This is a genomic window from Bacillus cereus group sp. MYBKT14-1 (assembly GCF_051915185.1).
Classification (GTDB): Bacteria; Bacillota; Bacilli; order Bacillales; family Bacillaceae_G; genus Bacillus_A; species Bacillus_A cereus.
On the sequence record NZ_JBQAEF010000001.1, the window covers coordinates 457,895 to 481,478 of the forward strand.

Consider the following 23,584-nt stretch of genomic DNA (forward strand, 5'->3'; position numbering starts at 1 on the left):
GTAATCAATTCATAATTAGGGTGGTATCGCGAGTTAACTCTCGTCCCTTTTATAGGGACGGGAGTTTTTTATATTTAAGGAGGAAAATACAATGAAACAACTAACAGGCGCACAAATTCGTCAAATGTTTTTAGACTTTTTCCAAGAAAAAGGACATGCAGTAGAACCTAGTGCATCACTAGTTCCACATGAAGATCCATCTCTTCTATGGATTAATAGTGGTGTAGCTACATTAAAAAAATATTTTGATGGACGTGTAATCCCACAAAATCCACGTATTACAAATGCTCAAAAATCAATTCGTACAAACGATATTGAAAACGTAGGGAAAACAGCTCGTCACCATACATTCTTTGAAATGTTAGGAAACTTCTCAATTGGTGATTACTTCAAAGAAGAAGCAATTACATGGGCTTGGGAATTCTTAACGAGCGACAAATGGATCGGATTCGATAAAGAATTACTATCAGTTACAATCCATCCAGAAGATGAAGAAGCATTCACAATTTGGAATGAGAAAATGGGCGTTCCAAAAGAGCGTATTATTCGCTTAGAAGAAAACTTCTGGGATATCGGTGAAGGGCCAAGTGGACCGAATACAGAGATTTTCTATGACCGCGGAGAAGCTTACGGTAATGACTTTAGTGACCCAGAATTATATCCAGGCGGAGAAAACGAGCGTTACTTAGAAGTATGGAACCTTGTATTCTCTCAATTTAACCATAATCCAGACGGTTCATATACACCACTTCCTAAGAAAAACATTGATACAGGGATGGGTCTAGAGCGTATGACATCTATCGTTCAAGATGTACCTACGAACTTTGATACAGACCTATTCATGCCGATGATTGGTGCAACAGAAACAATTTCTGGTGAAAAATATCGTAATGGCGATTTAGAAAAAGATATGGCATTCAAAGTAATTGCTGACCATATCCGTACAGTAACATTCGCTGTTGGTGACGGTGCTCTTCCATCTAACGAAGGCCGTGGTTATGTATTACGTCGTTTATTACGCCGCGCTGTTCGTTATTCGAAGAAATTAAACATCAACCGTCCATTTATGTTTGAATTAGTACCGGTTGTTGGAGAAGTAATGAAAGACTTCTATCCAGAAGTACTTGAAAAGAAAGATTTCATTGCGAAAGTTGTGAAGAACGAAGAAGAGCGTTTCCATGAAACACTTCATGATGGTGAAGCGATTTTAGCTGAAGTAATTGCAAAAGCAAAAGAAGAAAAAACAACTGTTATTTCTGGAGTAGATGCGTTCCGTCTATATGACACATACGGTTTCCCAATTGAATTAACAGAAGAATATGCAGAAGAAGCTGGCATGACAGTTGATCATGAAGGTTTTGAAAATGAAATGGAAAAACAACGTGAGCGTGCACGTGCTGCTCGTCAAGACGTTGATTCTATGCAAGTTCAAGGTGGTGTCCTTGGAGAAATTAAAGTAGCGAGCGAATTCGTTGGTTACGGTACAGTTGCAACAGAAAGTAACGTTGTTGCACTTGTGAAAAACGGCGAATACACAGACAGCTTACAAGCTGGTGAAGAAGGACAGTTAATTCTTGATGTAACACCATTCTATGCTGAGAGTGGTGGACAAATTGCAGACCGTGGTTACCTTCTTGCAGATGGTGTGAAAGTTCTTGTAAAAGACGTACAAAAAGCACCAAACGGCCAAAACTTGCATAAAGTTGTTGTTGAAGAAGGTACATTAACGAAAGATGCGGCTGTAAAAGCTATTATCGATACGAAAAACCGTAGTAGCGTTGTAAAAAATCATACAGCAACTCACTTACTACACCAAGCATTAAAAGACGTACTTGGAACACACGTTAACCAAGCAGGTTCTCTTGTAACTTCTGAACGTCTACGTTTTGACTTCTCTCACTTCGGTCAAGTACAAGCTGACGAATTAGAAAAAATTGAGCGTATGGTAAACGAAAAAATTTGGGAAAGTATTGATGTTGAGATTTCTCAAAAAGCAATCGAAGAAGCGAAAGAAATGGGCGCAATGGCATTATTCGGTGAAAAATACGGAGATGTTGTACGCGTTGTACAAGTTGGCGATTACAGCTTAGAGCTTTGTGGTGGTTGTCACGTTGATAATACAGCTTCTATCGGTATTTTCAAAATCGTTGCTGAGTCTGGTATTGGTGCAGGAACTCGTCGTATTGAAGCAGTAACTGGTAAGTCTGCATACGAATTAATGAACGATCAAGTAGGTTTATTAAAAGAAGCAGCAGGAAAAATGAAAACAAATCCGAAAGATATTTTAACAAGAGTTGATGGTCTATTTGCTGAAGTGAAACAACTGCAAAAAGAAAATGAATCTCTTGCTGCGAAATTAAGCAATATCGAAGCTGGAAACTTAACTGATTCTGTAATGACAGTTGATGGTGTGAATGTATTAGCAGCGAAAGTAAATGTTGCAGATATGAACAACTTACGTACGATGATGGATGATCTGAAAAATAAATTAGAGTCAGCAGTTGTTGTATTAGCGTCTGTTAATGACGATAAAGTAAACATCCTAGCAGGTGTAACGAAAGACTTAATTAGCCAAGGTTACCATGCTGGTAAACTTGTGAAAGAAGTAGCTTCTCGTTGCGGCGGTGGCGGTGGTGGCCGTCCTGATATGGCACAAGCAGGCGGTAAAAACCCAGCTCAAGTCGAAGAAGCTTTAGCATTTGTACAAGAGTACGTTAAATCTGTTTCAAAATAAAGAGATAGTAGTGTACAATGGTAGGGAGAGGAGAAGTTCTTCTCCCTATACTTACTATATAAGTGAGGTGCTTGAAATGGACGGTTTTGATAAAACAATGAAGTTTAGCATTCAAGATGAAAAACAGAGTGTCCATGTAAATGATGTACTTTTAACTGTGTATGATGCACTTCAAGAAAAAGGCTATAATCCGATTAACCAAATCGTCGGTTATTTATTAAGTGGAGACCCAGCATACATACCTCGCCATAAAGATGCACGTAGCATCATTCGCAAGCTTGAACGTGATGAGTTAATTGAAGAGCTTGTGAAGTCTTACTTGAAACATCATCGTGAGGAGTAGTTTATGCGGATATTAGGTTTAGATGTAGGTACAAAAACAGTCGGAGTTGCAATTAGCGACGAAATGGGCTGGACAGCACAAGGATTAGAAACAATTAAGATTAACGAAGAACGAGGTCACTTTGGTTTTGATCGTATTTCTGAGTTAGTAAAACAGTACAATGTGGACAAAATAGTAGTAGGTTTACCTAAAAATATGAATGGTACAATTGGCCCACGTGGCGAAGCGTGCCAACAATTTGCAGAAAACCTACGAGAGCTGTTACAATTAGACGTTGTAATGTGGGACGAGCGTTTGTCAACAATGGCAGCGGAACGTCTACTCATTTCAGCTGATGTAAGTCGTAAGAAGCGAAAACAAGTAATCGATAAGATGGCTGCAGTCGTAATCTTACAAGGATTTTTAGATAGAAAATAAGAGGTGACCAAAATGGAAGAACGTCAAATTACAATTGTAGACGAAAAAGGTAACGAACATTTATGTGAAATTATTTTCACTTTTGATGCTGACAAATTTGGTAAAAAATCATACGTAATCTTCTCTCCAATCGGTGAAGTAGATGAAGATGGAGACCCAATTTATGATGCAATGGCTTATGAGCAAAATGAAGAAGAGGGCGGAGTTTTACTTCCAATCGAATCAGAAGAAGAGTGGGAAATGGTACAAGAAACGTTTAACACTATTGCTGATGAGCAAGAAGCTGAATAATAAGTACTGAAAAGATGGACGACATACAGTCCATCTTTTTTTGTATTTATATGTAAAATGAAAGATTTTTTGTCGAAACTGTGTAAGTCTTTGTAGTATAATGAGACGGATTGTAGAAAAATAAAGTGTCAATTAAAAAAGATAAGTGAATTTGTTGCGTTTTTACATCGTGCTGTATAGAAAGGTGTACATACGGTCTACAATTAAGTAAGGAGGAAATGTTTTGATAGAGAATCAAGTGAAAAAGAAGCGTAGACGCATCTTTTTATTTTCGATTATTGCACTGCTTTTAGTTTGTGGTTCAGTCTATGCGTATATTTCATCCGCATTAGGACCAGTTGATAGCGGGAATAAAAAAGAGATTGAAGTAGAAATTCCGAAAGGATCATCTACAAGTAAAATTGGAGAAATTTTAGAAGAAAAAGGCGCTGTAAAAAACGGTACAGTTTTTAGTTTTTATACAAAGGCTAAATCGAAAAGTTTACAAGCAGGTACATATTTATTAAATCCTTCAATGAATGCTGAAGATGTAATCGAACAAATGTCATCTGGCAACGTGCATCGTCCAGCTCTTTATAAAGTGACGATTAAAGAAGGGGCGCAAGTAACTGAAATTGCAGAAACGATTGCGACAGAACTAAAGTGGAATAAAGATGATGTTACGCGTCAATTAAACGATAAAGCATTTATTCAAAAAATGCAGCAAAAGTATCCGAAGTTATTAACAGATAAAATCTTTGATAGTAATATTAAATACCCATTAGAAGGTTATTTATATCCTGCAACGTATTCGTTTTATAAGAAAGATACGACGTTAGAAGAAATTGTAATTCCAATGCTTGAGAAAACAAATGCAATCATTGTTCAAAATGAGGCGAAAATGAAAGCGAAGAATTGGGATGTTCATCAGCTTTTAACATTATCTTCACTTATTGAAGAAGAGGCAACTGGTTTTACAGATCGTCAAAAGATCTCTAGTGTCTTTTATAATCGTTTAACAAAAGGTATGCCACTTCAAACGGATCCAACGGTATTATATGCACTTGGAAAGCATAAACAACGTGTATTATACGAAGATTTAAAGGTCAACTCACCGTATAATACGTATGTTGTAAAAGGATTGCCGGTAGGGCCGATCGCAAACTCTGGTAAACATTCAGTGGAAGCTGCGTTAGAACCTGCGCAAACAGATTATTATTATTTCTTAGCTGCACCAAGTGGTGAAGTGTATTATGCGAAAACGTTAGAAGAGCATAATGCATTAAAGCAAAAATACATTACGAAAAAACAGTGAAATGGGGAGGGATAGCGAAAAAAGTCGCACATCCCTCTTTTTTGTGGTAAAATATATCGGGTTAAAAACTGGCAGAAGAATCGTTTTTAATATCAAAACGGGACGTACAAGCTAAGGGTAAAGCTGGCTTGTATTTTTATTGCATTCTATGTGTGAAAAGACGTCATAGAGGCACTTCTCCATGTAAATAAGGAGGACCATTTATGGAGGATGCAGTTAACGAGTACCTATTATCATTTATTGATCCGAAAGATAAATTAATTCTTGAAATGGAAGAATATGCAACAGAAAATCATGTGCCGATTATGGATCGACTTGGAATGGAATTTATGCTGCAATTTTTACGTTTAATTGGACCGAAAAGCATTTTAGAACTTGGAACAGCAATCGGTTATTCTAGTATTCGTATGATGCAAGCTATTCCAAATTCACGTATTGTGACAGTTGAGCGCAATCGTGAGAGATATGAAAAAGCACTTGAATATATAGAACGTTCCCCAGTAACAGATCGTATTTCAGTTATTTACGGTGATGCGTTAGAGACAGGTGAACAAGTAAAAGAACACGGGACATTTGACGTTATTTTTATTGATGCAGCAAAAGGACAGTATCGTCGCTTTTTTGACTTATATGAACCGTTATTAAATCCTGGTGGCGTAATTATTTCAGATAATGTTATGTACCACGGTCTTGTAACGACAAAAGAGAAAATTGAAAACAGACGTACACGTGGTTTAATCCGTCGTATTAAGACGTACAATGAGTGGCTTATGAATCATGAAGGATATGATACAACGATTTTCCCAATTGGTGATGGAGTAGCTGTTAGTAAAAAGAGAGGGTGACCAAGGTATGAAGAAACCTGAATTGTTAGTAACGCCAAGAGCGGTGGCGGATATCGAACCTCTTGCGAAAGCAGGAGCAGATGCGGTAATGATCGGTGAGCAAAAGTTTGGTTTACGTTTAGCAGGGGAGTTTTCACGTGAAGATGTAAAACAAACTGTGAAGATTGCACATGAAAATGGTGTGAAAGTATACGTAGCCATGAACGCTATGTTCCACAACGATAAAGTAGAAGAATTAACAGATTACGTTTCATTTTTAAACGAAGTAAATGTAGATGCAATTGTTTTCGGAGATCCAGCGGTATTAATGGCTGTTCGCGAAGTAGCACCAAATATGCAGTTGCACTGGAATACAGAAACGACAGCAACAAACTGGTTCACTTGTAATTACTGGGGACAAAGAGGAGCGAAGCGTGCTGTATTAGCTCGTGAGCTGAGCTTAGATGAAATTGTTGATTTAAAAGAAAATGCTGAAGTGGAACTAGAAGTACAAATTCACGGTATGACTTGTATGTTCCAATCGAAGCGTTCATTAGTAGGAAACTACTTTGAGTATCAAGGACGTAATCTTGACATTGAAAAGAAAAAATATGAAGAGAATATGTTCTTATATGACCCAGAGCGTAACAATAAATATCCAATTTATGAAGATGAAAATGGTACTCACATTATGAGTCCCAACGATATTTGTTTCATCGATGAATTAGAGGAACTAATCGAAGCTGAAGTTGATAGCTTAAAAATCGACGGTGTACTAAAAAGCTCTGAATACATTATTGAAGTAACGAAGAAATATCGTCAAGCGATTGATTTATGCGTAGAAGATCGTGATGCATATTATGACGTGAAAGATGATCTATATAAAGAAATAGAAGAAATGCAACCAGTAAATCGTCCGTTAGATACAGGATTCTTCTTTAAAGAAACGGTTTACTAAACGAGGAGGGTGTAGGAAATGACTGTACAAGAAATTTCACGAGTGATCGATGGCAAACGTGTTATTGTGAAGAAACCTGAACTGTTAATCCCTGCGGGTAACTTAGAAAAATTAAAAGTAGCTATCCATTACGGGGCAGATGCTGTATATTTAGGTGGACAAGAATTTGGTCTTCGTTCGAATGCAGGTAACTTTACGCTAGAAGAAATGGCAGAAGGCGTTGAGTTTGCAAAGAAGTATGGAGCAAAAATATACGTAACAACAAATATCTTTGCACATAATGAAAATATGGACGGGCTAGAGGAATATTTAAAAGGGATTGAAAAAGCTGGCGTAACGGGAATTATCGTTGCTGATCCGCTTATCATTGAGACTTGTAAACGCGTAGCGCCTTCTGTTGAGGTGCATTTAAGCACACAGCAATCACTATCCAACTGGAAAGCAGCACAGTATTGGAAAGAAGAAGGTTTACATCGTCTTGTATTAGCTCGTGAAGCAAGCTATGAAGAAATGAAAGAAATTAAAGAAAAAGTGGATATTGAAATTGAAGCATTCGTACATGGTGCAATGTGTATCGCATATTCAGGAAGATGCACATTAAGTAACCATATGACAGCGCGTGATTCTAATCGTGGTGGTTGTTGCCAATCTTGCCGCTGGGATTATGATTTAGTTCAAACAGTATCACAACATAAAGATGCAAAAGAGCTTCCTCTATTCCAAGAAGGAGATGCTCACTTTGCGATGAGTCCAAAAGATTTAAATTTAATTTTATCAATTCCGAAAATGATTGAAATCGGAATCGATAGCTTAAAGGTAGAAGGACGTATGAAATCAATCCATTACGTAGCGACTGTAGCAACTGTATATCGTAAAGTAATTGATGCTTATTGTGCGGATCCAGATAACTTTGAGTTTAAACAAGAATGGTTAGATGAGCTTGATAAATGTGCAAATCGTGATACAGCTCCTGCATTCTTTGAAGGGGTTCCAGGACATCAAGAGCAAATGTTTGGAAATCATAGTAAGAAAACAACGTATGATTTTGCTGGTTTAGTGTTAGATTATAATGAAGAAACGGGCATCGTAACGATTGAGCAACGTAATCATTTCAAACCAGGACATGAAGTGGAGTTCTTTGGACCAGAAATAGAAAACTTTACGCAAACGGTGGAGAAAATTTGGGATGAGGATGGAAACGAATTAGATGCAGCGAGACATCCGTTGCAAATCGTGAAATTCAAAGTGGATCAACGAGTGTATGTGAATAATATGATGCGCAAAAGCATACTTCAATAAGAAAGAGTGATAGTCGAATGGGGACGAATAAGCCTGTTGTAATTGGAATTGCTGGTGGTTCGGGATCAGGTAAAACGAGTGTAACGAAAGCGATTTTTGACCATTTTAAAGGTCATTCTATTTTAATCTTAGAGCAAGATTATTATTACAAAGATCAAAGCCATTTACCAATGGAAGAGCGTTTAAAAACAAATTATGATCATCCGCTTGCGTTTGATAATGATCTGTTAATTGAACATTTGCAGCAGTTGCTTGCATATGAGCAAATTGATAAGCCTGTATATGACTATACATTGCATACGCGTTCAGAAGAAATTATTCCAGTTGAGCCGAAAGATGTAATTATTTTAGAAGGAATTCTTATTTTAGAAGACCCACGTCTTTGCGAGTTAATGGACATTAAATTATTCGTTGATACGGATGCTGACCTTCGTATTCTGCGCCGCATGCAGCGTGATATTAAAGAGCGCGGTCGTACGATGGATTCAGTTATTGATCAGTACGTAAATGTTGTACGTCCAATGCACAATCAATTTATTGAGCCTTCTAAGAAATTTGCGGATATTATTATCCCTGAAGGTGGACAAAACCACGTTGCAATTGATATTATGGTGACAAAAATTGCAACAATTCTTGAACAAAAAGTAAATTTGTAATAGCATAGTAAAAGATATTCGATAGGAAGGGATTTTTTCCCTTCCTATCGAATACAATGAAACATGCAACCTCATCTATATATAGGTGAGGGCATATTTATATCAACTTTCCATACATATCTTCTTTATATAAAGAAGAATTGGAAATACGGGGTTGTATGTGACAACTCCGCTAGTGCAAGGGTACTAGAAACCTCCGCTAACAATGGAAGCGGAGGAGTTTTCATATGGAACTCCTCTTTTTTTCGGGGGATTGGTATATAAAAGGAGTGGAAAATATGTCAACAGAAAAAACATACCCTATGACGCAAGAGGGTAAGCAAAAACTAGAGAACGAACTTGAGCAATTAAAAACAGTAAGACGTAAAGAAGTAGTAGAACGTATTAAAATCGCACGTAGCTTCGGGGATCTTTCTGAGAACTCTGAGTACGATGCAGCGAAAGATGAGCAAGCGTTCGTAGAAGGACGTATTACACAATTAGAAAATATGATTCGTAACGCAGTTATTATTAAAGATACTGGCGAAGTATCAACTGTTGTTACATTAGGTAAAACAGTAACATTTAAAGAATTACCAAACGGAGATGAAGAAGCATACACAATCGTAGGTAGCGCGGAAGCTGATCCATTCGAAGGAAGAATTTCTAACGATTCTCCAATCGCAAAAAGCTTATTAGGTAAGCAAATTGGTGAGAAAGTAACAATCCAAACACCAGGCGGAGAAATGCAAGTAGAGATTGTCTCTGTAAAATAAAAAAAGATTCTCCTATCGGGAGAATCTTTTTTTTTATCCCGCTACTTGCCAGGCAGTAAGACCCTCATTTCAAAATTCAGCGGAAGTAAAGAAGTTAGGTGGGCGTCGGACTGCTCGTAAACGCCCGCTTGGTGAGGGCTAATTAAAGTTTCACTTTATCTGTAGAATAGAAAAAATTGTGTAAACCTTAGAGTGATTCGACAAAAAATGTCAAAAAAACATTTTAAACTTTGATATCATAATTGGAGAATATAGGTTTCAAAAGGGAAAAGGGGCTAATTATGAAACATAAAATCTTTACAGGATTGGTTTGTAGTATCTCTATATTAGGACTTGCTGCCTGCGGAACGAAAGAGGAAACTACATCATCAAAGGGAGAAAAAGTGAAGCAAGAAGAAAAACAGGATATTAAAGCAACTGAGAGTTCAAAAGCAACTGAGAGTTCAAAAGCCTTAGCAAATCCACAAGATAAAAAGGAATTCAATGATTTTGATGTAGCGTATCAATTAGCTATTGTGATGAAAATATTTCAAGATGTAACGATTAAGTACGATTATGCGATTGGGAATCCAGATTATTTATTGCGAGATTCGATGGATCAAAAAACAATAGATGATATGAAGAATATGTTACAAGAACAGGCGAAAAATAATGATAAAATTTTAAAAGATGAAGTGAATCAAGCATATACATATTTAAAACAATCGAAAGTAAGTAATAAAGATGACGTTCAAAAAATAATAGATGCACAAAATAATTATTTACATATTGTAGATAAGATGATTACTTGTATTGATTCTGTAACAGTTGAGAATGCAAAAGAAAAAAGAAATGAAATGGATAATTTCAGTAAGGACTATTTAAAAGTAGCGGCTAATGTAACAACTACTGTAATTGAAGTTGCTAAAAACACTGGAGTGAATGAAACTGAATTTAAATCGCTTCTTACGAAATTTTTAGAGAAGCCAAAAAAACAATAATAGCTTTATATAATATCTATTTTTGTTTTGGAGCTTGTATAAATAAAATAGTACCTCGTCTAAACTACAATAGACGAGGTGTTTTTTATGAAAATAAAACGGAGAATTACAATTGTTTTAATTTGTTTTATGAGCGTTATGTTTTTATTGCTTTGTCGTTTAATCCAAATTCAAATTATAGATACAGAATCATTTAATGATCGCAAAATAAATTTAATTGAAAAAAGTGTTACGCAACGCACACAATCTATTACAGTAGACGATGGACGTGGGCAGTTTATAGATCGTAATGGTAAAGAAATAGGTGAGGAAAAATATCCTGTTTTAATTATTTTTCCATTTTTACAAATAAAAAATGACATGTTAGAGAAAATCGCGCATATCATTGGTGTGTCGAGACAAGAGATTAGAAGACAAATGAAAAATAACAAAAATGCATTTACCCTACAAGGAGAAACTGCTCCATTTCGAGTGACACGAGAGCAGATGGAGAAGGTAAATGAATTACATGTATTAGGTATTGTAGCAGCTGAAGTGCGATTAAAACAAACTGGAGAGATAAGTCATTTAATTGGTGATGTAGGGGAGAACGAAAGGGAATTTCAAAAGCGATATGGAGAATTGAAAAAAATTTCAAAACAAACGCCGATAGGTATTTCAGGATTACAGCAATCATTTGATGAATTTCTATTGACTGATGGAGAGGCAAAAGTATTATATCAAGTAGATCGGCAAGGAGAACCAATTTTCGGAAAGCAAGCGAAATACACTTCACCAGGAAATCCATTTTATCCAGTTAGGATTCAAACTACTTTACATAAAGAGTTGCAGCAAAAAGCAGAAGAAGTGATTGAAGCAAACGAAATAAAGAAGGGAGGATTAGTATTACTTGATGTAAAGACAAATGAAATATTAGCGATGGTTAGTAAGCCGTCTTTACAAGTAAGGGATGAGAATTTATATAAAACTACACTTGAAAATCAAATGTTAACGCCACATTTTCCAGGCTCTGTTTTTAAAACAGTAGTTGCAGCTGCAGTCATTGATCAAAAAGTAAATTTGTTTAATCGGACATTTAACTGTAATAAAGATTTATATGGTGAAAACGACCCGCAAGTTAGGATGGGTACGCTTAACTTTAAAGAGAGCTTTGCTAGGAGCTGTAACAGGACATTTTCCGAGTTAGGTAACGAGCTATTACAAAAGGATAGGACGGTGTTAGAAACATACGTAGCAGCTCTAGGAGCAAATGAAAAGGTTGGATGGAAAGGTTCTGTATTTCATACACCTCATTTTGAGCAAATGCCAGAAGAGAAAGGCACTACTATTTGGGGGAATGAAGAAAATAAAAGTAATAAAAAAGCGGTAGAACAAACAGCGATTGGACAGAAAGATGTACGTATATCACCTCTAGCAATTGCAAATATGATGGCGACGATTGCGAGGAATGGAGAAAAGATGGAAGTGAAAGCTGTTGAAAAAATAGTATATAAAAATGGAGCGGATTTTTTTACATTTGAGAGCCATACGTTAAATGGAAAACAGCTTTCGTATGAAACAGTGAAAACATTACAAGAGTTATTAAGAGGCGTTGTAACAAGGGAGAAAGGAACAGGAACAGCATTCCGTTCGTTGCCACTAAGTGTTGCTGGAAAATCCGGGACAGCGCAAACAGGGAAAGGGACGAGGGTGAATCGCTGGTTTGCAGGTTATTTTCCGTATGAGAATCCAAGATATGCTTTAGTTGTTGTTGATCTAGAGACTGATAGCAAAGTGAATAAAGTTACACCTACTTTTAAAGATATGGTGGGAGCAATCTATCAATTGGAGAATGAAAAGTAATCTTGCAATTTATAGTGAAATGTCTTCATTTCATGAAAATATCATTGTAAATGTTCAACCTTTCTAGATTTAATGTTACAATAGCAATTAGGAAAAACTGCATGGAGGTTTGGAGAATGGCAGGAGGATCAAGATTCCAACAGAAACAACAAAAACGTCGTCAAAACGGTGTTTTAAATATTGCAATCGCTATTGTATTACTATTAGTAGCTATTGTAGCATATCAATTGTTCGTTCCTAGTACGAAAGAGCAAGCATCTTCTACTGATAAGAAAGTCTCTCAACAAACAACAAAGAATGAGAAAGCTGGAAAATCAGAAGATAAAGAATCTGCTAAGAAAAAAGAAAAAGAACAAGAGCAAGCAGAAGCTAAGAAAAAAGCTGAAGAAGAGAAGCTAAAGGCTGAAGAAGAACAGAAAAAAGCTGAAGAAGAAGCGAAAGCTAACGAGAAAGTATCAGCTGAAAAAACTGTATCTAAGGCAAAAGAGGCTTACACAAAACCTTCTTGGAAAGCTGTAGGAACAGAACAAGGTTCATCACCGGCGATGACGTTTAAACAAGGGTCATCAGATTGGAATGAGATGCAAAGTGCAATTGCTGCAGGTGTTGAGATACCGAAAGAGCAATTAGTATTCCATTTTGTTGGAAGAGACAAAACTGGAAAGAGCAAAGCTTATGGTGATGTTCAAGATAAGCAAAGTGGGAAAAGATATTACGTAAATATTGATTGGGTAGACAATGAGGGCTGGAAACCAGTACTTGTTCAAACTCTAAACTAAAAAAGAGAAGCTCCTTAGGAGCTTCTCTTTTTTGTTAACGTAATTTCTTTAATTTAAAATGAACAACCGCGCTATAATACGGTCTTTTGCTTTCAGGATCCATAACCATTTGATGAGAGATGTGATGAACTTCAAGCATAAGTGCTTTATTATTATCAATTTGTTCACTAATTTTTCGTTCTAAAGAAGCTAAGTCTCCCGCTTCAAAAAACTCTACTTTATCTTCTAACATTTCAAAGGTAAATGACATGAAGACGGCCCCTCTCCTATGTAATCAACTATAGTGTAACAAAGAAAAGAAGGAAATACCATGTACATTTCAATTGACATTTTTAGAAAGAGGGAATATCATACTGATAAAACCGATAAGAAAAAGGGGAATTTTTATGGGTACAGAATTTAATGGTTTATTTGATGAGTGGGCTCATACGTACGACTCATTTGTACAAGGCGAAGATATACAATATAAAGAAGTTTTCGCTCATTATGAGGACATTCTAGAGGATGTAGTTAACAAGTCATTTGGTAATGTATTAGAATTTGGTGTCGGTACAGGTAATTTAACAAATAAATTATTACTTGCTGGCCGCACAGTTTACGGTATAGAACCGTCGCGTGAAATGCGCATGATTGCAAAAGAGAAATTGCCAAAAGAATTTTCAATTACAGAGGGTGATTTTCTTTCGTTTGAAGTTCCAAATTCAATTGATACCATTGTAAGCACCTATGCATTTCATCATTTAACAGATGATGAAAAAAATGTAGCGATTGCGAAGTATAGTCAATTGCTAAACAAAGGTGGTAAAATAGTGTTTGCTGATACGATATTTGCAGATCAAGATGCATATGATAAAACTGTTGAAACAGCAAAAGAAAGAGGTTTCCACCAGTTAGCAAACGATTTGCAAACGGAATACTATACACGTATTCCAGTTATGCAGACTATTTTTGAAAACAATGGCTTCCATGTAACTTTCACGAGATTAAATCATTTCGTTTGGGTAATGGAGGCAACTAAGCAATAGAAAGAGGGATTAGATTGAGAATTGCTGTAATTGGAGCAATGGAAGAAGAAGTACGTATTTTACGTGACAAATTAGAACAAGCAGAAACAGAAACGGTTGCTGGTTGTGAATTTACGAAAGGGCTATTAGCAGGGCATGAAGTAATCTTGTTAAAGTCTGGTATTGGTAAAGTAAACGCAGCGATGTCAACGACAATTTTATTAGAAAAATATAAGCCTGAAAAAGTCATTAATACTGGTTCAGCTGGTGGATTCCATCATTCTCTAAACGTTGGTGATGTAGTTATTTCCACTGAAGTTCGTCACCATGACGTAGATGTAACAGCATTTAACTATGAATATGGTCAAGTACCAGGAATGCCGCCTGGATTTAAAGCTGATGAGGCGTTAGTTGCATTAGCTGAGAAATGTATGCAGGCTGAAGAAAATATTCAAGTTGTAAAAGGTATGATTGCAACAGGTGATTCATTTATGAGTGATCCGAACCGCGTTGCAGCCATCCGTGATAAATTTGAAAATCTTTATGCGGTAGAAATGGAAGCAGCAGCTGTTGCACAAGTATGCCACCAATATGAAATTCCGTTTGTTATCATTCGCGCACTTTCTGATATTGCTGGTAAAGAATCAAATGTTTCATTTGATCAGTTTTTAGATCAAGCAGCTCTTCATTCTACAAACTTTATCGTAAAAGTGTTAGAAGAGTTAAAGTAATGTAACAAAAAGGCAACTGTCTCATATAAAGAAAATACATACAGTTGCCTTTTCTTTATTGGCAAACAAGGGGGAGAACACGATGAATGTATATCGTGGAGTTCATGAGTTAATTGGTCATACACCAATTGTAGAAATTACTCGTTTTTCACTTCCAACAGGGGTCCGTTTATTTGCAAAGCTTGAATTTTATAATCCAGGCGGAAGCGTTAAGGATCGTTTAGGAAGAGAATTAATCGAAGATGCGCTAGAAAAAGGGCTTGTTACCCAGGGTGGAACAATTATTGAACCGACTGCTGGGAATACTGGTATTGGACTGGCACTTGCAGCATTAGAACATGATTTACGTGTTATTGTTTGTGTACCAGAGAAATTTAGTATTGAAAAACAAGAATTAATGAAAGCACTAGGTGCAACTGTCATGCATACACCGACTGAGCAAGGAATGACCGGTGCAATTGCTAAAGCAAAAGAGTTAGTAAATGAAATACCGAATTCATACTCTCCAAGTCAGTTCGCAAATGAGGCAAATCCTCGTGCATATTTTAAAACATTAGGACCTGAACTGTGGGACGCATTGAATGGAGAGATTAACATATTTGTTGCTGGAGCAGGAACTGGCGGTACGTTTATGGGGACTGCATCTTACTTGAAAGAAAAAAATATAGATATTAAAACAGTTATCGTAGAGCCAGAAGGATCTATTTTAAATGGTGGTAAGGCTGGTTCACATGAGACCGAAGGAATTGGACTGGAATTTATCCCCCCATTTTTGAAGACATCTTATTTTGATGAAATTCATACGATTTCTGATCGAAATGCATTTTTACGAGTGAAAGAATTAGCGCAAAAAGAAGGACTTCTCGTTGGAAGCTCTTCAGGAGCAGCATTTCATGCGAGCTTACTTGAGGCAGAGAAGGCAGCACCAGGTACAAATATTGTAACCATTTTTCCAGATAGCAGTGAGCGCTATTTAAGTAAAGACATATACAAAGGATGGGAATAAAAAATGAGAGCAAAGACAAAGTTAATTCATGGTATTCGCATAGGAGAACCTTCAACTGGATCTGTAAACGTACCGATTTATCAAACAAGTACGTACAAACAAGAAGCAGTTGGTAAGCATCAAGGATATGAATATTCACGTACAGGTAACCCAACACGTGCAGCTTTAGAAGAAATGATTGCTGTATTAGAAAATGGGCATGCTGGATTTGCATTTGGTTCAGGAATGGCTGCTATTACAGCGACAATTATGTTGTTCTCAAAAGGTGACCACGTTATTTTAACAGATGATGTGTATGGCGGAACATACCGCGTTATTACGAAAGTATTAAACCGTTTCGGTATTGAGCATACATTTGTAGATACAACAAACTTAGAGGAAGTTGAAGAAGCGATTCGTCCAAATACGAAAGCAATTTATGTAGAAACACCAACGAACCCACTACTAAAAATTACTGATATTAAGAAAATATCTACTCTTGCTAAAGAGAAAGACTTATTAACAATTATTGATAACACATTCATGACGCCATATTGGCAGTCGCCGATTTCTTTAGGAGCAGATATTGTGCTTCATAGTGCAACGAAATATTTAGGAGGTCATAGTGACGTAGTTGCAGGTCTAGTAGTTGTAAATAGCCCACAACTAGCAGAAGATCTTCACTTTGTACAAAACTCAACAGGAGGTATTCTTGGGCCACAAGACAGCTTCTTACTACTTCGTGGTTTAAAAACATTAGGAATTCGTATGGAAGAACATGAAACGAATTCACGCGCTATTGCTGAGTTCTTAAATAATCATCCAAAAGTAAATAAAGTATATTACCCAGGTCTTGAATCACATCAAAACCACGAGTTAGCAACAGAACAAGCAAATGGATTTGGGGCAATTATCTCATTTGATGTAGATAGTGAAGAGACATTAAATAAAGTACTTGAGAAATTGCAGTACTTTACACTTGCTGAAAGTTTAGGAGCAGTAGAAAGTTTAATTTCTATTCCATCTCAAATGACACATGCATCAATCCCAGCTGATCGCCGCAAAGAATTAGGAATTACAGATACATTAATTCGTATTTCTGTCGGTATTGAAGATGGTGAAGATTTAATTGAAGATTTAGCACAAGCGCTAGCATAATAAAAAAACGCACTGCTCTATATTAGCAGTGCGTTTTTTTATTACATTATTTTGTGAAACATTTCACAAAATAGACATACACAAACGAAATGATTTCATGTATATTGAATTCAGGAAATGTTACTCACGAACAAACTTGTGAAAAATTTCACAAACAATGAAATTCATGTAGGAAAGCATCTCTATTTTTTTATGTTAATTGGGACTTATTTTGACCTATAGGGACATATAAGGAACGTGATAGTAGAATAGGAGGAAATTTACATGGTAGTCAAAGAGAAAGTTGTAAATGAAATGCAGGAAGTAAAAAAGATGATTGATACGCTAGTAAATAATGGTCAACAAGCTTTACAAGCATTAGAAAGTTTTACACAAGAGGAAATTGACAACATTGTTCATGAAATGGCATTAGCAGGTGTTGATCAACATATGCCGCTAGCAAAATTAGCAGTTGAAGAAACTGGCCGTGGTGTATATGAAGACAAATGCATTAAAAATATTTTTGCCACTGAATATATTTGGCATAGTATAAAGCAAGATAAAACGGTAGGAATTATTCACGAAGATTCTCATGAAGAAATAATAGAAATCGCGGAACCTGTCGGTGTAGTAGCTGGGGTAACGCCAGTAACGAATCCAACGTCGACAACAATGTTTAAAGCGTTAATTGCGATAAAAACAAGAAATCCAATTATTTTCGCATTTCATCCTTCCGCACAAAAATGTTCTGTGGCAGCGGCGAAAACAGTATATGATGCAGCGATGAAAGCTGGTGCACCAAAACACTGTATTCAATGGATTGAAAGACCGTCTGTTGAAGCGACGAAACAATTAATGAACCATGATGGTGTAGCACTCGTTCTAGCAACTGGAGGCGCTGGTATGGTGAAATCAGCTTACTCTACTGGAAAACCAGCGTTAGGCGTTGGGCCTGGTAATGTACCGTGTTATATAGAAAAATCAGCACATGTAAAACGAGCTGTTAATGATTTAATTTTATCGAAAACATTTGATAACGGTATGATTTGTGCATCGGAACAAGCAATCATTGTCGATAAAGAAATCTATGATGATGTTAAAACAGAAATGATTGAAAACAATTGTTACTTTGTAACAGAAGAAGAAAGAGAAAAATTAGAAAAGCTTGTTATAAATGAAAATACATGTGCAGTAAATAGTGATATTGTAGGGAAATCAGCACAGTATATTGCCGATTTAGTTGGGATTACTGTTCCTGAACATACAAAAATGCTTGTAGCTGAAATTCAAGGTATCGGAGCAGCATATCCGTTATCTCGTGAGAAACTGAGTCCAGTATTAGCTTGTGTGAAGGCGAATTCATTAGAAGAAGGATTTACATATTGCGAAGAAATGTTGAACCTCGGTGGTTTAGGACATTCAGCAGTTATCCATTCTACAAATAAAGATGTGCAAAAGCAATTTGGGTTACGTATGAAAGCTTGCCGTCTCATTGTAAATGCACCTTCATCACAAGGTGGAATAGGGGATATATATAATGGATTTATTCCATCACTTACACTTGGTTGTGGTTCATACGGAAAGAATTCAGTTTCCCAAAATGTAACAGCCACTCATTTATTAAATATAAAAAGGCTGGCAAATAGAAAAAAGAATATGCAGTGGTTCAAATTGCCACCAAAAATTTATTTTGAAAAACATGCTACAGCTTATTTAGCAAATATGCCTAACATTTCACGTGCATTTATTGTAACGGACCCTGGAATGGTTGAACATGGCTATGTCGATACAGTCGCGCACTATTTAAACAAGCATGCAAATGATGTGAAAGTTGAAGTTTTCTTTGAGGTCGAACCAGATCCATCAGATGAAACTGTTTTTAAAGGTGCGGAAATGATGAGAAGCTTTAAGCCAGATGTAATTATCGCACTTGGTGGTGGTTCAGCTATGGATGCAGCAAAAGGAATGTGGTTATTCTATGAGCATCCAGAAACGACATTCTATGGCATTAAACAGAAGTTTTTAGATATAAGAAAACGTACATGTAAATATCCGGAATTAGGAAATAAGGCGCAGTTTGTTGCGATTCCAACGACATCAGGAACGGGATCAGAAGTGACACCATTTGCGGTTATTACAGATAAGAAAAATAATATAAAGTATCCGCTTGCAGATTATGAATTAACACCAGATGTAGCAATTGTTGATCCGCAATTTGTAATGACAGTACCACCACATGTAACAGCAGATACTGGTATGGATGTTTTAACACATGCAATTGAGGCGTATGTGTCTGTTATGGCAAATGACTATACAGATGGATTAGCATTAAAAGCTATTGATCTCGTATTCAAATATTTACCGAGAGCATATAAAGATGGAAATGATGAAGAAGCAAGAGAAAAAATGCATAACGCTTCTGCAATTGCAGGTATGGCATTTGCAAATGCTTTCCTCGGTATTAATCACAGCTTAGCACATAAAATTGGACCAGAATTCCATATTCCGCACGGACGCGCAAATGCCATTCTAATGCCGCATGTAGTCCGCTATAATGCTATTAAGCCAAGAAAACACGCATTGTTCTCAAAATATGAGCACTTTGTGGCAGATGAAAGATATGCACATATAGCGAGAATGCTCGGGCTTCCAGCAAGCTCGGCAGCAGAAGGGGTGGAATCACTCGTCAAAGCAATTATTGAGCTTGGAAAAAGCTTAAATATTAATATGAGTATTGCAGGACAAGGAGTAGATAAAGAGCAATTTGAAGAGGTTGTTGGAGTATTAGCAGAAAGAGCTTTTGAAGATCAATGTACAACTGCTAATCCAAAGTTGCCGCTTATTTCAGAACTGAAAGAAATTTATATGGAAGCATATAAAGGTGAATAATGATTAAAAAAGAGCCGCAGTAAAGCGGCTCTTTTTTTATTGGAAAACATCTCCCAGAATGGATGTATTTACTGGTCTTTCAGTTTCATAGAATATGATACAGTGAAATGGAGGAGTGAGAATATAATGAAAGAATTAAAAGGAAAAATAGAAGACTATACTCGGTTCGGACAAATTCTTCTCGCTGTAAGTACATTGTTAATGGTTGGCTTGTTGATTCCGAATGGAGCAAAAGAGACAATCCAATTTTTTGTTATGATGGGGAGCATCGTTATATTTTTAAGTTTATCGTTCTTTTTCTTTCAGCGTGTGAAAGTGATGCGTGACCAGCTAGAGGAAAATGAATGTGAATAATATTGTTAACTAGAGCGCGGCGAAAAGAAAAAATCTTTTTGTCACGCTTTTTGTTTTTTGTAGAAAAATGTATGCGTTTCGTGTTGACAATGATAATCCTTATCAATTAAAGTAGAATAGTAGTTAATGATTATCATTATCAATTAGAGGTGAAGGAATGAAAAAATCTATTACGCTATTTACAGCGATTTTATCTATTTTTTTCTTGTTAATAGGTTGCAGTGCCAAAGGGGACGAAAAAGCGTCTGCAACCAAAACAGAAAAAGGAAAAGAGAAAATCGAAATTACCGACCTATCAGGAAGAAAGGTAACATTCGATAAAGTGCCAGAAAGTTTTGCAACATTAAGTATGGGGGACATGGATATTATTCATGCTTTAGGTGGAAAAATAGTAGGTCGCCCGGATACGAAATTAACTCTTCCAGAGGAGTTAAAGAAAGCACAAGTAATTGGGAATGCACATCAACCGAATTTTGAGCAAATTGCTAGTTTAAAGCCCGATGTACTTGTTGCTAACAATGGATTCCAAAAGAATGTGCCAACGGTTGAAGGACAAGGAACGCAAGTTATCATTTCTTCTGCGAATTCTGTACAAGATATTCAAAAGAATATTGAATTATATGGAACGGTAATGAAGAAAGAAGATAAAGCAAAAGAAATTAATCAAAAAATGAATGATCAAATGAAGAAATATGAGAAAAAGAGCGATGTGAAAGCATTGCTAGTGTATGGCGCACCAGGTACTTATTTAGCGGCATTACCAACATCTTTATCAGGTGATATTTTAGAAAAAACAGGCGGAAAAAATATTGCTTCTGATTTTCCAGAAACGAAAGAATATCCGCAATATGCACAGCTAAGTGTAGAACGTATTATTGAGGCGAATCCAGATGTGATTTATTTAATTACACACGGAGATCCAAAAAGTGTGAAAAAAGCATTCGAAGGCGAAATGATGAAAAATGAAGCGTGGAAAAATTTAGAGGCAGTAAAACAAAACCGCGTAGTTATTTTGCCACCTGATTTATTTGGATCTAATCCTGGTACAAAAGTTACAGAAGCAATGGACTTTATGTATAAAAGTATACAAGATGTAAGGAAATGATACGTATGGAAAGTAGTGAAGTAGTAAGAGAAAAGGAACATCCTTTTGCGAAAAAAAGATGGATAATAGCAGTTGCTTTAGTTATATTAACAATCCTAGGTCTCTTGTACGGTCTTTTCGCAGGAAGTTTATCCTTTTCTATACGAGATATTTTAACAGGTATACAAGAGGAAGGTTCGACAGTTCATCGAATTGTATGGGATCTTCGCATACCGAGAGTGCTTATTGGGTTTATAGTAGGAACATGTTTAGCTGCATCTGGTACACTGCTACAAGGGGTTATGAGAAACCCTCTTGCAGATCCTGGTATTATCGGAGTTTCATCTGGAGCAGGCTTTGTAGCAATTGTCATCATGATTTTATTCCCACAGCATCTAGCTTTTTTACCACTAGGGGCGTTTTTAGGAGCTTTCATAACAGCGATGGTTATTTATGCTTTATCATGGCAAAAAGGGGCACCACCTTCAAGAATCGTCTTAGTAGGGGTGTCGATCAATGCATTAATTGGTGCAGCAACGTCAGCATTAATGTTATTACATAGTGACAAAGTACAATCGGTGTTACCGTGGTTAGCGGGCGGTATTGGTGGTGTAAGTTGGGCACATTTAAACATGATTATTTATTATGCAATATTCGCCATTATATTAGCTTTCTTTGGTATTAAGCATATTCGAGTGTTAATGCTTGGAGATGAAATGGCAAAGTTATTAGGACATAATGTGGAAAAAAGTCGGTTTTATTTAATCGTAGTAAGTACATTATTAGCTGGAATTGCAGTAAGTGTGTCTGGTCTTATTGGATTTGTCGGTCTTGTCGTACCACATATGCTACGTTTATTAGTTGGAAATGATTATAGATATTTGCTACCTTTATCATGCCTTGGCGGCGGGGTATTACTTGTTTTTGCGGATGCAATAGCTCGAAGTTGGTTTGACCCAATCGAATTGCCTGTTGGTATTTTACTGTCCTTCTTAGGTGGTCCGTTCTTCTTATATTTAATTCATAGAGGAGGAAAACAAAGTGATTTCCGTTAACAAAGTGTTTTACGCACACTCTGAAAGATTTCAAATGCAAAATATGAATGTACATATTAAGGTTGGAGAAATCGTTAGTTTAATTGGTCCGAATGGATCGGGAAAATCTACTTTGCTTCGTTTAATAGCAAGGCTACTGAAACAAAGCGAAGGGGACATCATTTTAGATGGGAAAAATATTCATATGATGAAGAGTGCTGATGTAGCGAAGCAATTAGCAATGTTACCACAAATGCATGATCATCAATTAGACTTAACAGTGAAAGAACTAATTGAGTTCGGAAGAGGTCCACATAAATCATGGAGTAGCCGCTTAAATAAAGAAGATGAAGAAATTGTTGATTGGGCATTGTCTGTTACAAATCTTGAAGGGTATGAATATCGTCTTTTACATTCTTTATCAGGAGGGGAACGGCAACGTGCTTGGATTGCGATGACGCTAGCGCAACGTACAAATGTCTTATTATTGGATGAACCAACAACCTTTTTAGATATCGTTCACCAGTTGGAAGTAATGGAACTTGTGAAACGATTAAATGAGGAGTTTGGAATGACAATTATAATGGTTTTACATGACATTAACCAAGCTGCTCAATATAGTGATCGTTTACTTGTATTAAAGCGAGGAAAGATTCAGTATGATGGTATACCAGAAGAAGTACTATGCCATGAAATGTTTCAACATGTATTTGGCATAGATGTAGATATTTTTCAGGGAAGTGACAAGCCTTTTTTTACACCGAAACGAATTTCTAAAAGGGGAGAAGAGCGATGCAAACAGAAGAGCGTATTACCACTGAATTAGTAAGAGAATTTGTTATGGCAGCTCACGGAGATTTAGAGAAAGTACAAGAGCTATTGGTTGAATCACCAAGCTTACTTCACGCTTCTTATAATTGGGGTGGATCAGATTGGGAAAGTGCGTTAGGCGCATCGGCACATGTAGGTCGTAAAGATATTGCTCTTTATTTACTAGAAAAGGGTGCTCGGATGGATATTTTTGCAGCAGCTATGCTTGGTGAATTAGAAGTTGTACAAGCTATTTTAGTAGCTCAACCAGAAGCATTGCGCGCATCTGGCCCTCATGGTATTTCTCTTCTTCAACATGCACGAATGGGTGGAGAGAAATCTAAGCGTGTATATGATTATTTAGCAATACTATCTTAATGAACG

The 23,584-nt window shown here is 36.6% G+C and carries 24 protein-coding genes and 1 other annotated feature (1 of these 25 only partly in view); of the genes, 23 read left to right on the forward strand and 1 reads right to left on the reverse strand.

Translation table 11 applies throughout. The features are described from left to right. Positions 1 to 51: a binding site (T-box leader), on the forward strand (it extends 169 nt beyond the left edge of the window). A gap of 40 nt (positions 52 to 91) precedes the next feature. The 13 genes from alaS to ACTFO4_RS02535 all read left to right on the forward strand — a co-directional run bounded on the left by alaS (position 92) and on the right by ACTFO4_RS02535 (position 13,172). Beyond that, complete coding sequence (alaS, locus tag ACTFO4_RS02475; protein ID WP_000811825.1) at positions 92 to 2,734, forward strand: alanine--tRNA ligase; 2,643 nt, start codon at positions 92 to 94, stop codon at positions 2,732 to 2,734. Between the two features lie 76 nt (positions 2,735 to 2,810). Next, the gene (locus ACTFO4_RS02480) at positions 2,811 to 3,077 is read left to right on the forward strand and encodes an IreB family regulatory phosphoprotein (protein WP_000348590.1); all 267 of its coding nucleotides are present in this window, start codon (positions 2,811 to 2,813) and stop codon (positions 3,075 to 3,077) included. A gap of 3 nt (positions 3,078 to 3,080) precedes the next feature. Further along, the gene (gene ruvX, locus ACTFO4_RS02485; RefSeq protein ID WP_001221192.1) at positions 3,081 to 3,494 is read left to right on the forward strand and encodes a Holliday junction resolvase RuvX; all 414 of its coding nucleotides are present in this window, start codon (positions 3,081 to 3,083) and stop codon (positions 3,492 to 3,494) included. Positions 3,495 to 3,506: 12 nt separating this feature from the next. Further along, positions 3,507 to 3,785, forward strand: coding sequence for a DUF1292 domain-containing protein (locus tag ACTFO4_RS02490; protein WP_000392730.1), 279 nt, complete (start codon positions 3,507 to 3,509; stop codon positions 3,783 to 3,785). 223 nt (positions 3,786 to 4,008) lie between these two features. Continuing rightward, a complete protein-coding gene (gene mltG, locus ACTFO4_RS02495; RefSeq protein WP_000572139.1) occupies positions 4,009 to 5,079 on the forward strand; it encodes an endolytic transglycosylase MltG in 1,071 nt (356 codons plus the stop codon). Positions 5,080 to 5,282: 203 nt separating this feature from the next. Beyond that, positions 5,283 to 5,924, forward strand: a complete 642-nt coding sequence (locus tag ACTFO4_RS02500; protein WP_000389102.1) for an O-methyltransferase — start codon at positions 5,283 to 5,285, stop codon at positions 5,922 to 5,924. 7 nt (positions 5,925 to 5,931) lie between these two features. Then, on the forward strand, positions 5,932 to 6,861 hold the full coding sequence (locus ACTFO4_RS02505; RefSeq protein ID WP_000742801.1) for a peptidase U32 family protein: 930 nt from the start codon (positions 5,932 to 5,934) through the stop codon (positions 6,859 to 6,861). 18 nt (positions 6,862 to 6,879) lie between these two features. Next, positions 6,880 to 8,160, forward strand: a complete 1,281-nt coding sequence (locus tag ACTFO4_RS02510; RefSeq protein WP_000217974.1) for a peptidase U32 family protein — start codon at positions 6,880 to 6,882, stop codon at positions 8,158 to 8,160. A gap of 17 nt (positions 8,161 to 8,177) precedes the next feature. Beyond that, complete coding sequence (gene udk / locus ACTFO4_RS02515; RefSeq protein ID WP_000537078.1) at positions 8,178 to 8,816, forward strand: uridine kinase; 639 nt, start codon at positions 8,178 to 8,180, stop codon at positions 8,814 to 8,816. Between the two features lie 278 nt (positions 8,817 to 9,094). Then, entirely contained in the window at positions 9,095 to 9,571 is a 477-nt protein-coding gene (greA, locus tag ACTFO4_RS02520) for a transcription elongation factor GreA (protein ID WP_000102591.1), read from the forward strand. Positions 9,572 to 9,852: 281 nt separating this feature from the next. Then, complete coding sequence (locus ACTFO4_RS02525; protein ID WP_000680872.1) at positions 9,853 to 10,551, forward strand: hypothetical protein; 699 nt, start codon at positions 9,853 to 9,855, stop codon at positions 10,549 to 10,551. Positions 10,552 to 10,638: 87 nt separating this feature from the next. Beyond that, complete coding sequence (locus ACTFO4_RS02530; RefSeq protein ID WP_440013187.1) at positions 10,639 to 12,393, forward strand: peptidoglycan D,D-transpeptidase FtsI family protein; 1,755 nt, start codon at positions 10,639 to 10,641, stop codon at positions 12,391 to 12,393. A 116-nt stretch (positions 12,394 to 12,509) separates the two neighbouring features. Beyond that, positions 12,510 to 13,172: a YrrS family protein gene (locus ACTFO4_RS02535; protein ID WP_000897098.1), complete on the forward strand. Its 663-nt coding sequence runs from the start codon at positions 12,510 to 12,512 to the stop codon at positions 13,170 to 13,172. 34 nt (positions 13,173 to 13,206) lie between these two features. Here ACTFO4_RS02535 and ACTFO4_RS02540 read toward each other — a convergent pair whose 3' ends face one another. Beyond that, positions 13,207 to 13,422 (reverse strand): YrzA family protein, encoded by a 216-nt coding sequence (locus ACTFO4_RS02540; RefSeq protein ID WP_000010984.1) that lies wholly within the window; start codon positions 13,420 to 13,422, stop codon positions 13,207 to 13,209. Between the two features lie 136 nt (positions 13,423 to 13,558). On the opposite strand from ACTFO4_RS02540, the gene ACTFO4_RS02545 reads away from it, so the two are divergent. From ACTFO4_RS02545 to ACTFO4_RS02590, 10 genes are all read left to right on the forward strand, one after another. Further along, positions 13,559 to 14,197 (forward strand): class I SAM-dependent DNA methyltransferase, encoded by a 639-nt coding sequence (locus tag ACTFO4_RS02545; protein ID WP_000536320.1) that lies wholly within the window; start codon positions 13,559 to 13,561, stop codon positions 14,195 to 14,197. 14 nt (positions 14,198 to 14,211) lie between these two features. Continuing rightward, positions 14,212 to 14,907 carry a 5'-methylthioadenosine/S-adenosylhomocysteine nucleosidase gene (gene mtnN, locus ACTFO4_RS02550; protein WP_001217024.1) on the forward strand — a complete coding sequence of 232 codons (696 nt, stop codon included), beginning with the start codon at positions 14,212 to 14,214 and terminating at the stop codon, positions 14,905 to 14,907. An 82-nt stretch (positions 14,908 to 14,989) separates the two neighbouring features. Continuing rightward, positions 14,990 to 15,913 (forward strand): O-acetylserine dependent cystathionine beta-synthase, encoded by a 924-nt coding sequence (locus tag ACTFO4_RS02555; protein ID WP_061457718.1) that lies wholly within the window; start codon positions 14,990 to 14,992, stop codon positions 15,911 to 15,913. 3 nt (positions 15,914 to 15,916) lie between these two features. Then, positions 15,917 to 17,050 carry a bifunctional cystathionine gamma-lyase/homocysteine desulfhydrase gene (locus ACTFO4_RS02560; RefSeq protein ID WP_001201908.1) on the forward strand — a complete coding sequence of 378 codons (1,134 nt, stop codon included), beginning with the start codon at positions 15,917 to 15,919 and terminating at the stop codon, positions 17,048 to 17,050. A gap of 264 nt (positions 17,051 to 17,314) precedes the next feature. After that, complete coding sequence (gene adhE, locus ACTFO4_RS02565; RefSeq protein WP_061457717.1) at positions 17,315 to 19,918, forward strand: bifunctional acetaldehyde-CoA/alcohol dehydrogenase; 2,604 nt, start codon at positions 17,315 to 17,317, stop codon at positions 19,916 to 19,918. A 126-nt stretch (positions 19,919 to 20,044) separates the two neighbouring features. Further along, the gene (locus tag ACTFO4_RS02570) at positions 20,045 to 20,272 is read left to right on the forward strand and encodes a YrhC family protein (RefSeq protein ID WP_000661263.1); all 228 of its coding nucleotides are present in this window, start codon (positions 20,045 to 20,047) and stop codon (positions 20,270 to 20,272) included. 157 nt (positions 20,273 to 20,429) lie between these two features. Beyond that, positions 20,430 to 21,377: an ABC transporter substrate-binding protein gene (locus ACTFO4_RS02575; RefSeq protein WP_000748457.1), complete on the forward strand. Its 948-nt coding sequence runs from the start codon at positions 20,430 to 20,432 to the stop codon at positions 21,375 to 21,377. 5 nt (positions 21,378 to 21,382) lie between these two features. Continuing rightward, positions 21,383 to 22,411, forward strand: coding sequence for a FecCD family ABC transporter permease (locus tag ACTFO4_RS02580; protein WP_440013184.1), 1,029 nt, complete (start codon positions 21,383 to 21,385; stop codon positions 22,409 to 22,411). Continuing rightward, positions 22,398 to 23,216 (forward strand): ABC transporter ATP-binding protein, encoded by an 819-nt coding sequence (locus ACTFO4_RS02585; RefSeq protein ID WP_000626552.1) that lies wholly within the window; start codon positions 22,398 to 22,400, stop codon positions 23,214 to 23,216. The genes ACTFO4_RS02580 and ACTFO4_RS02585 overlap by 14 nt, the downstream gene beginning before the upstream one ends. Next, positions 23,183 to 23,578, forward strand: a complete 396-nt coding sequence (locus ACTFO4_RS02590; protein WP_001192766.1) for an ankyrin repeat domain-containing protein — start codon at positions 23,183 to 23,185, stop codon at positions 23,576 to 23,578. The genes ACTFO4_RS02585 and ACTFO4_RS02590 overlap by 34 nt, the downstream gene beginning before the upstream one ends. Positions 23,579 to 23,584 lie beyond the last annotated feature (6 nt).

Coding starts and splice junctions, on each gene's coding strand:
- ACTFO4_RS02510 (WP_000217974.1), top strand. CDS start 6,880: ATGACTGTACAAGAAATTTCACGAGTGATCGATGGCAAACGTGTTATT.
- ACTFO4_RS02525 (WP_000680872.1), top strand. CDS start 9,853: ATGAAACATAAAATCTTTACAGGATTGGTTTGTAGTATCTCTATATTA.
- ACTFO4_RS02505 (WP_000742801.1), top strand. CDS start 5,932: ATGAAGAAACCTGAATTGTTAGTAACGCCAAGAGCGGTGGCGGATATC.
- ACTFO4_RS02530 (WP_440013187.1), top strand. CDS start 10,639: ATGAAAATAAAACGGAGAATTACAATTGTTTTAATTTGTTTTATGAGC.
- ACTFO4_RS02590 (WP_001192766.1), top strand. CDS start 23,183: ATGCAAACAGAAGAGCGTATTACCACTGAATTAGTAAGAGAATTTGTT.
- alaS (WP_000811825.1), top strand. CDS start 92: ATGAAACAACTAACAGGCGCACAAATTCGTCAAATGTTTTTAGACTTT.
- ACTFO4_RS02555 (WP_061457718.1), top strand. CDS start 14,990: ATGAATGTATATCGTGGAGTTCATGAGTTAATTGGTCATACACCAATT.
- ruvX (WP_001221192.1), top strand. CDS start 3,081: ATGCGGATATTAGGTTTAGATGTAGGTACAAAAACAGTCGGAGTTGCA.
- ACTFO4_RS02545 (WP_000536320.1), top strand. CDS start 13,559: ATGGGTACAGAATTTAATGGTTTATTTGATGAGTGGGCTCATACGTAC.
- udk (WP_000537078.1), top strand. CDS start 8,178: ATGGGGACGAATAAGCCTGTTGTAATTGGAATTGCTGGTGGTTCGGGA.
- greA (WP_000102591.1), top strand. CDS start 9,095: ATGTCAACAGAAAAAACATACCCTATGACGCAAGAGGGTAAGCAAAAA.
- ACTFO4_RS02535 (WP_000897098.1), top strand. CDS start 12,510: ATGGCAGGAGGATCAAGATTCCAACAGAAACAACAAAAACGTCGTCAA.
- ACTFO4_RS02500 (WP_000389102.1), top strand. CDS start 5,283: ATGGAGGATGCAGTTAACGAGTACCTATTATCATTTATTGATCCGAAA.
- ACTFO4_RS02570 (WP_000661263.1), top strand. CDS start 20,045: ATGAAAGAATTAAAAGGAAAAATAGAAGACTATACTCGGTTCGGACAA.
- ACTFO4_RS02575 (WP_000748457.1), top strand. CDS start 20,430: ATGAAAAAATCTATTACGCTATTTACAGCGATTTTATCTATTTTTTTC.
- ACTFO4_RS02490 (WP_000392730.1), top strand. CDS start 3,507: ATGGAAGAACGTCAAATTACAATTGTAGACGAAAAAGGTAACGAACAT.
- adhE (WP_061457717.1), top strand. CDS start 17,315: ATGGTAGTCAAAGAGAAAGTTGTAAATGAAATGCAGGAAGTAAAAAAG.
- ACTFO4_RS02580 (WP_440013184.1), top strand. CDS start 21,383: ATGGAAAGTAGTGAAGTAGTAAGAGAAAAGGAACATCCTTTTGCGAAA.
- ACTFO4_RS02560 (WP_001201908.1), top strand. CDS start 15,917: ATGAGAGCAAAGACAAAGTTAATTCATGGTATTCGCATAGGAGAACCT.
- ACTFO4_RS02480 (WP_000348590.1), top strand. CDS start 2,811: ATGGACGGTTTTGATAAAACAATGAAGTTTAGCATTCAAGATGAAAAA.
- ACTFO4_RS02540 (WP_000010984.1), bottom strand. CDS start 13,422: ATGTCATTTACCTTTGAAATGTTAGAAGATAAAGTAGAGTTTTTTGAA.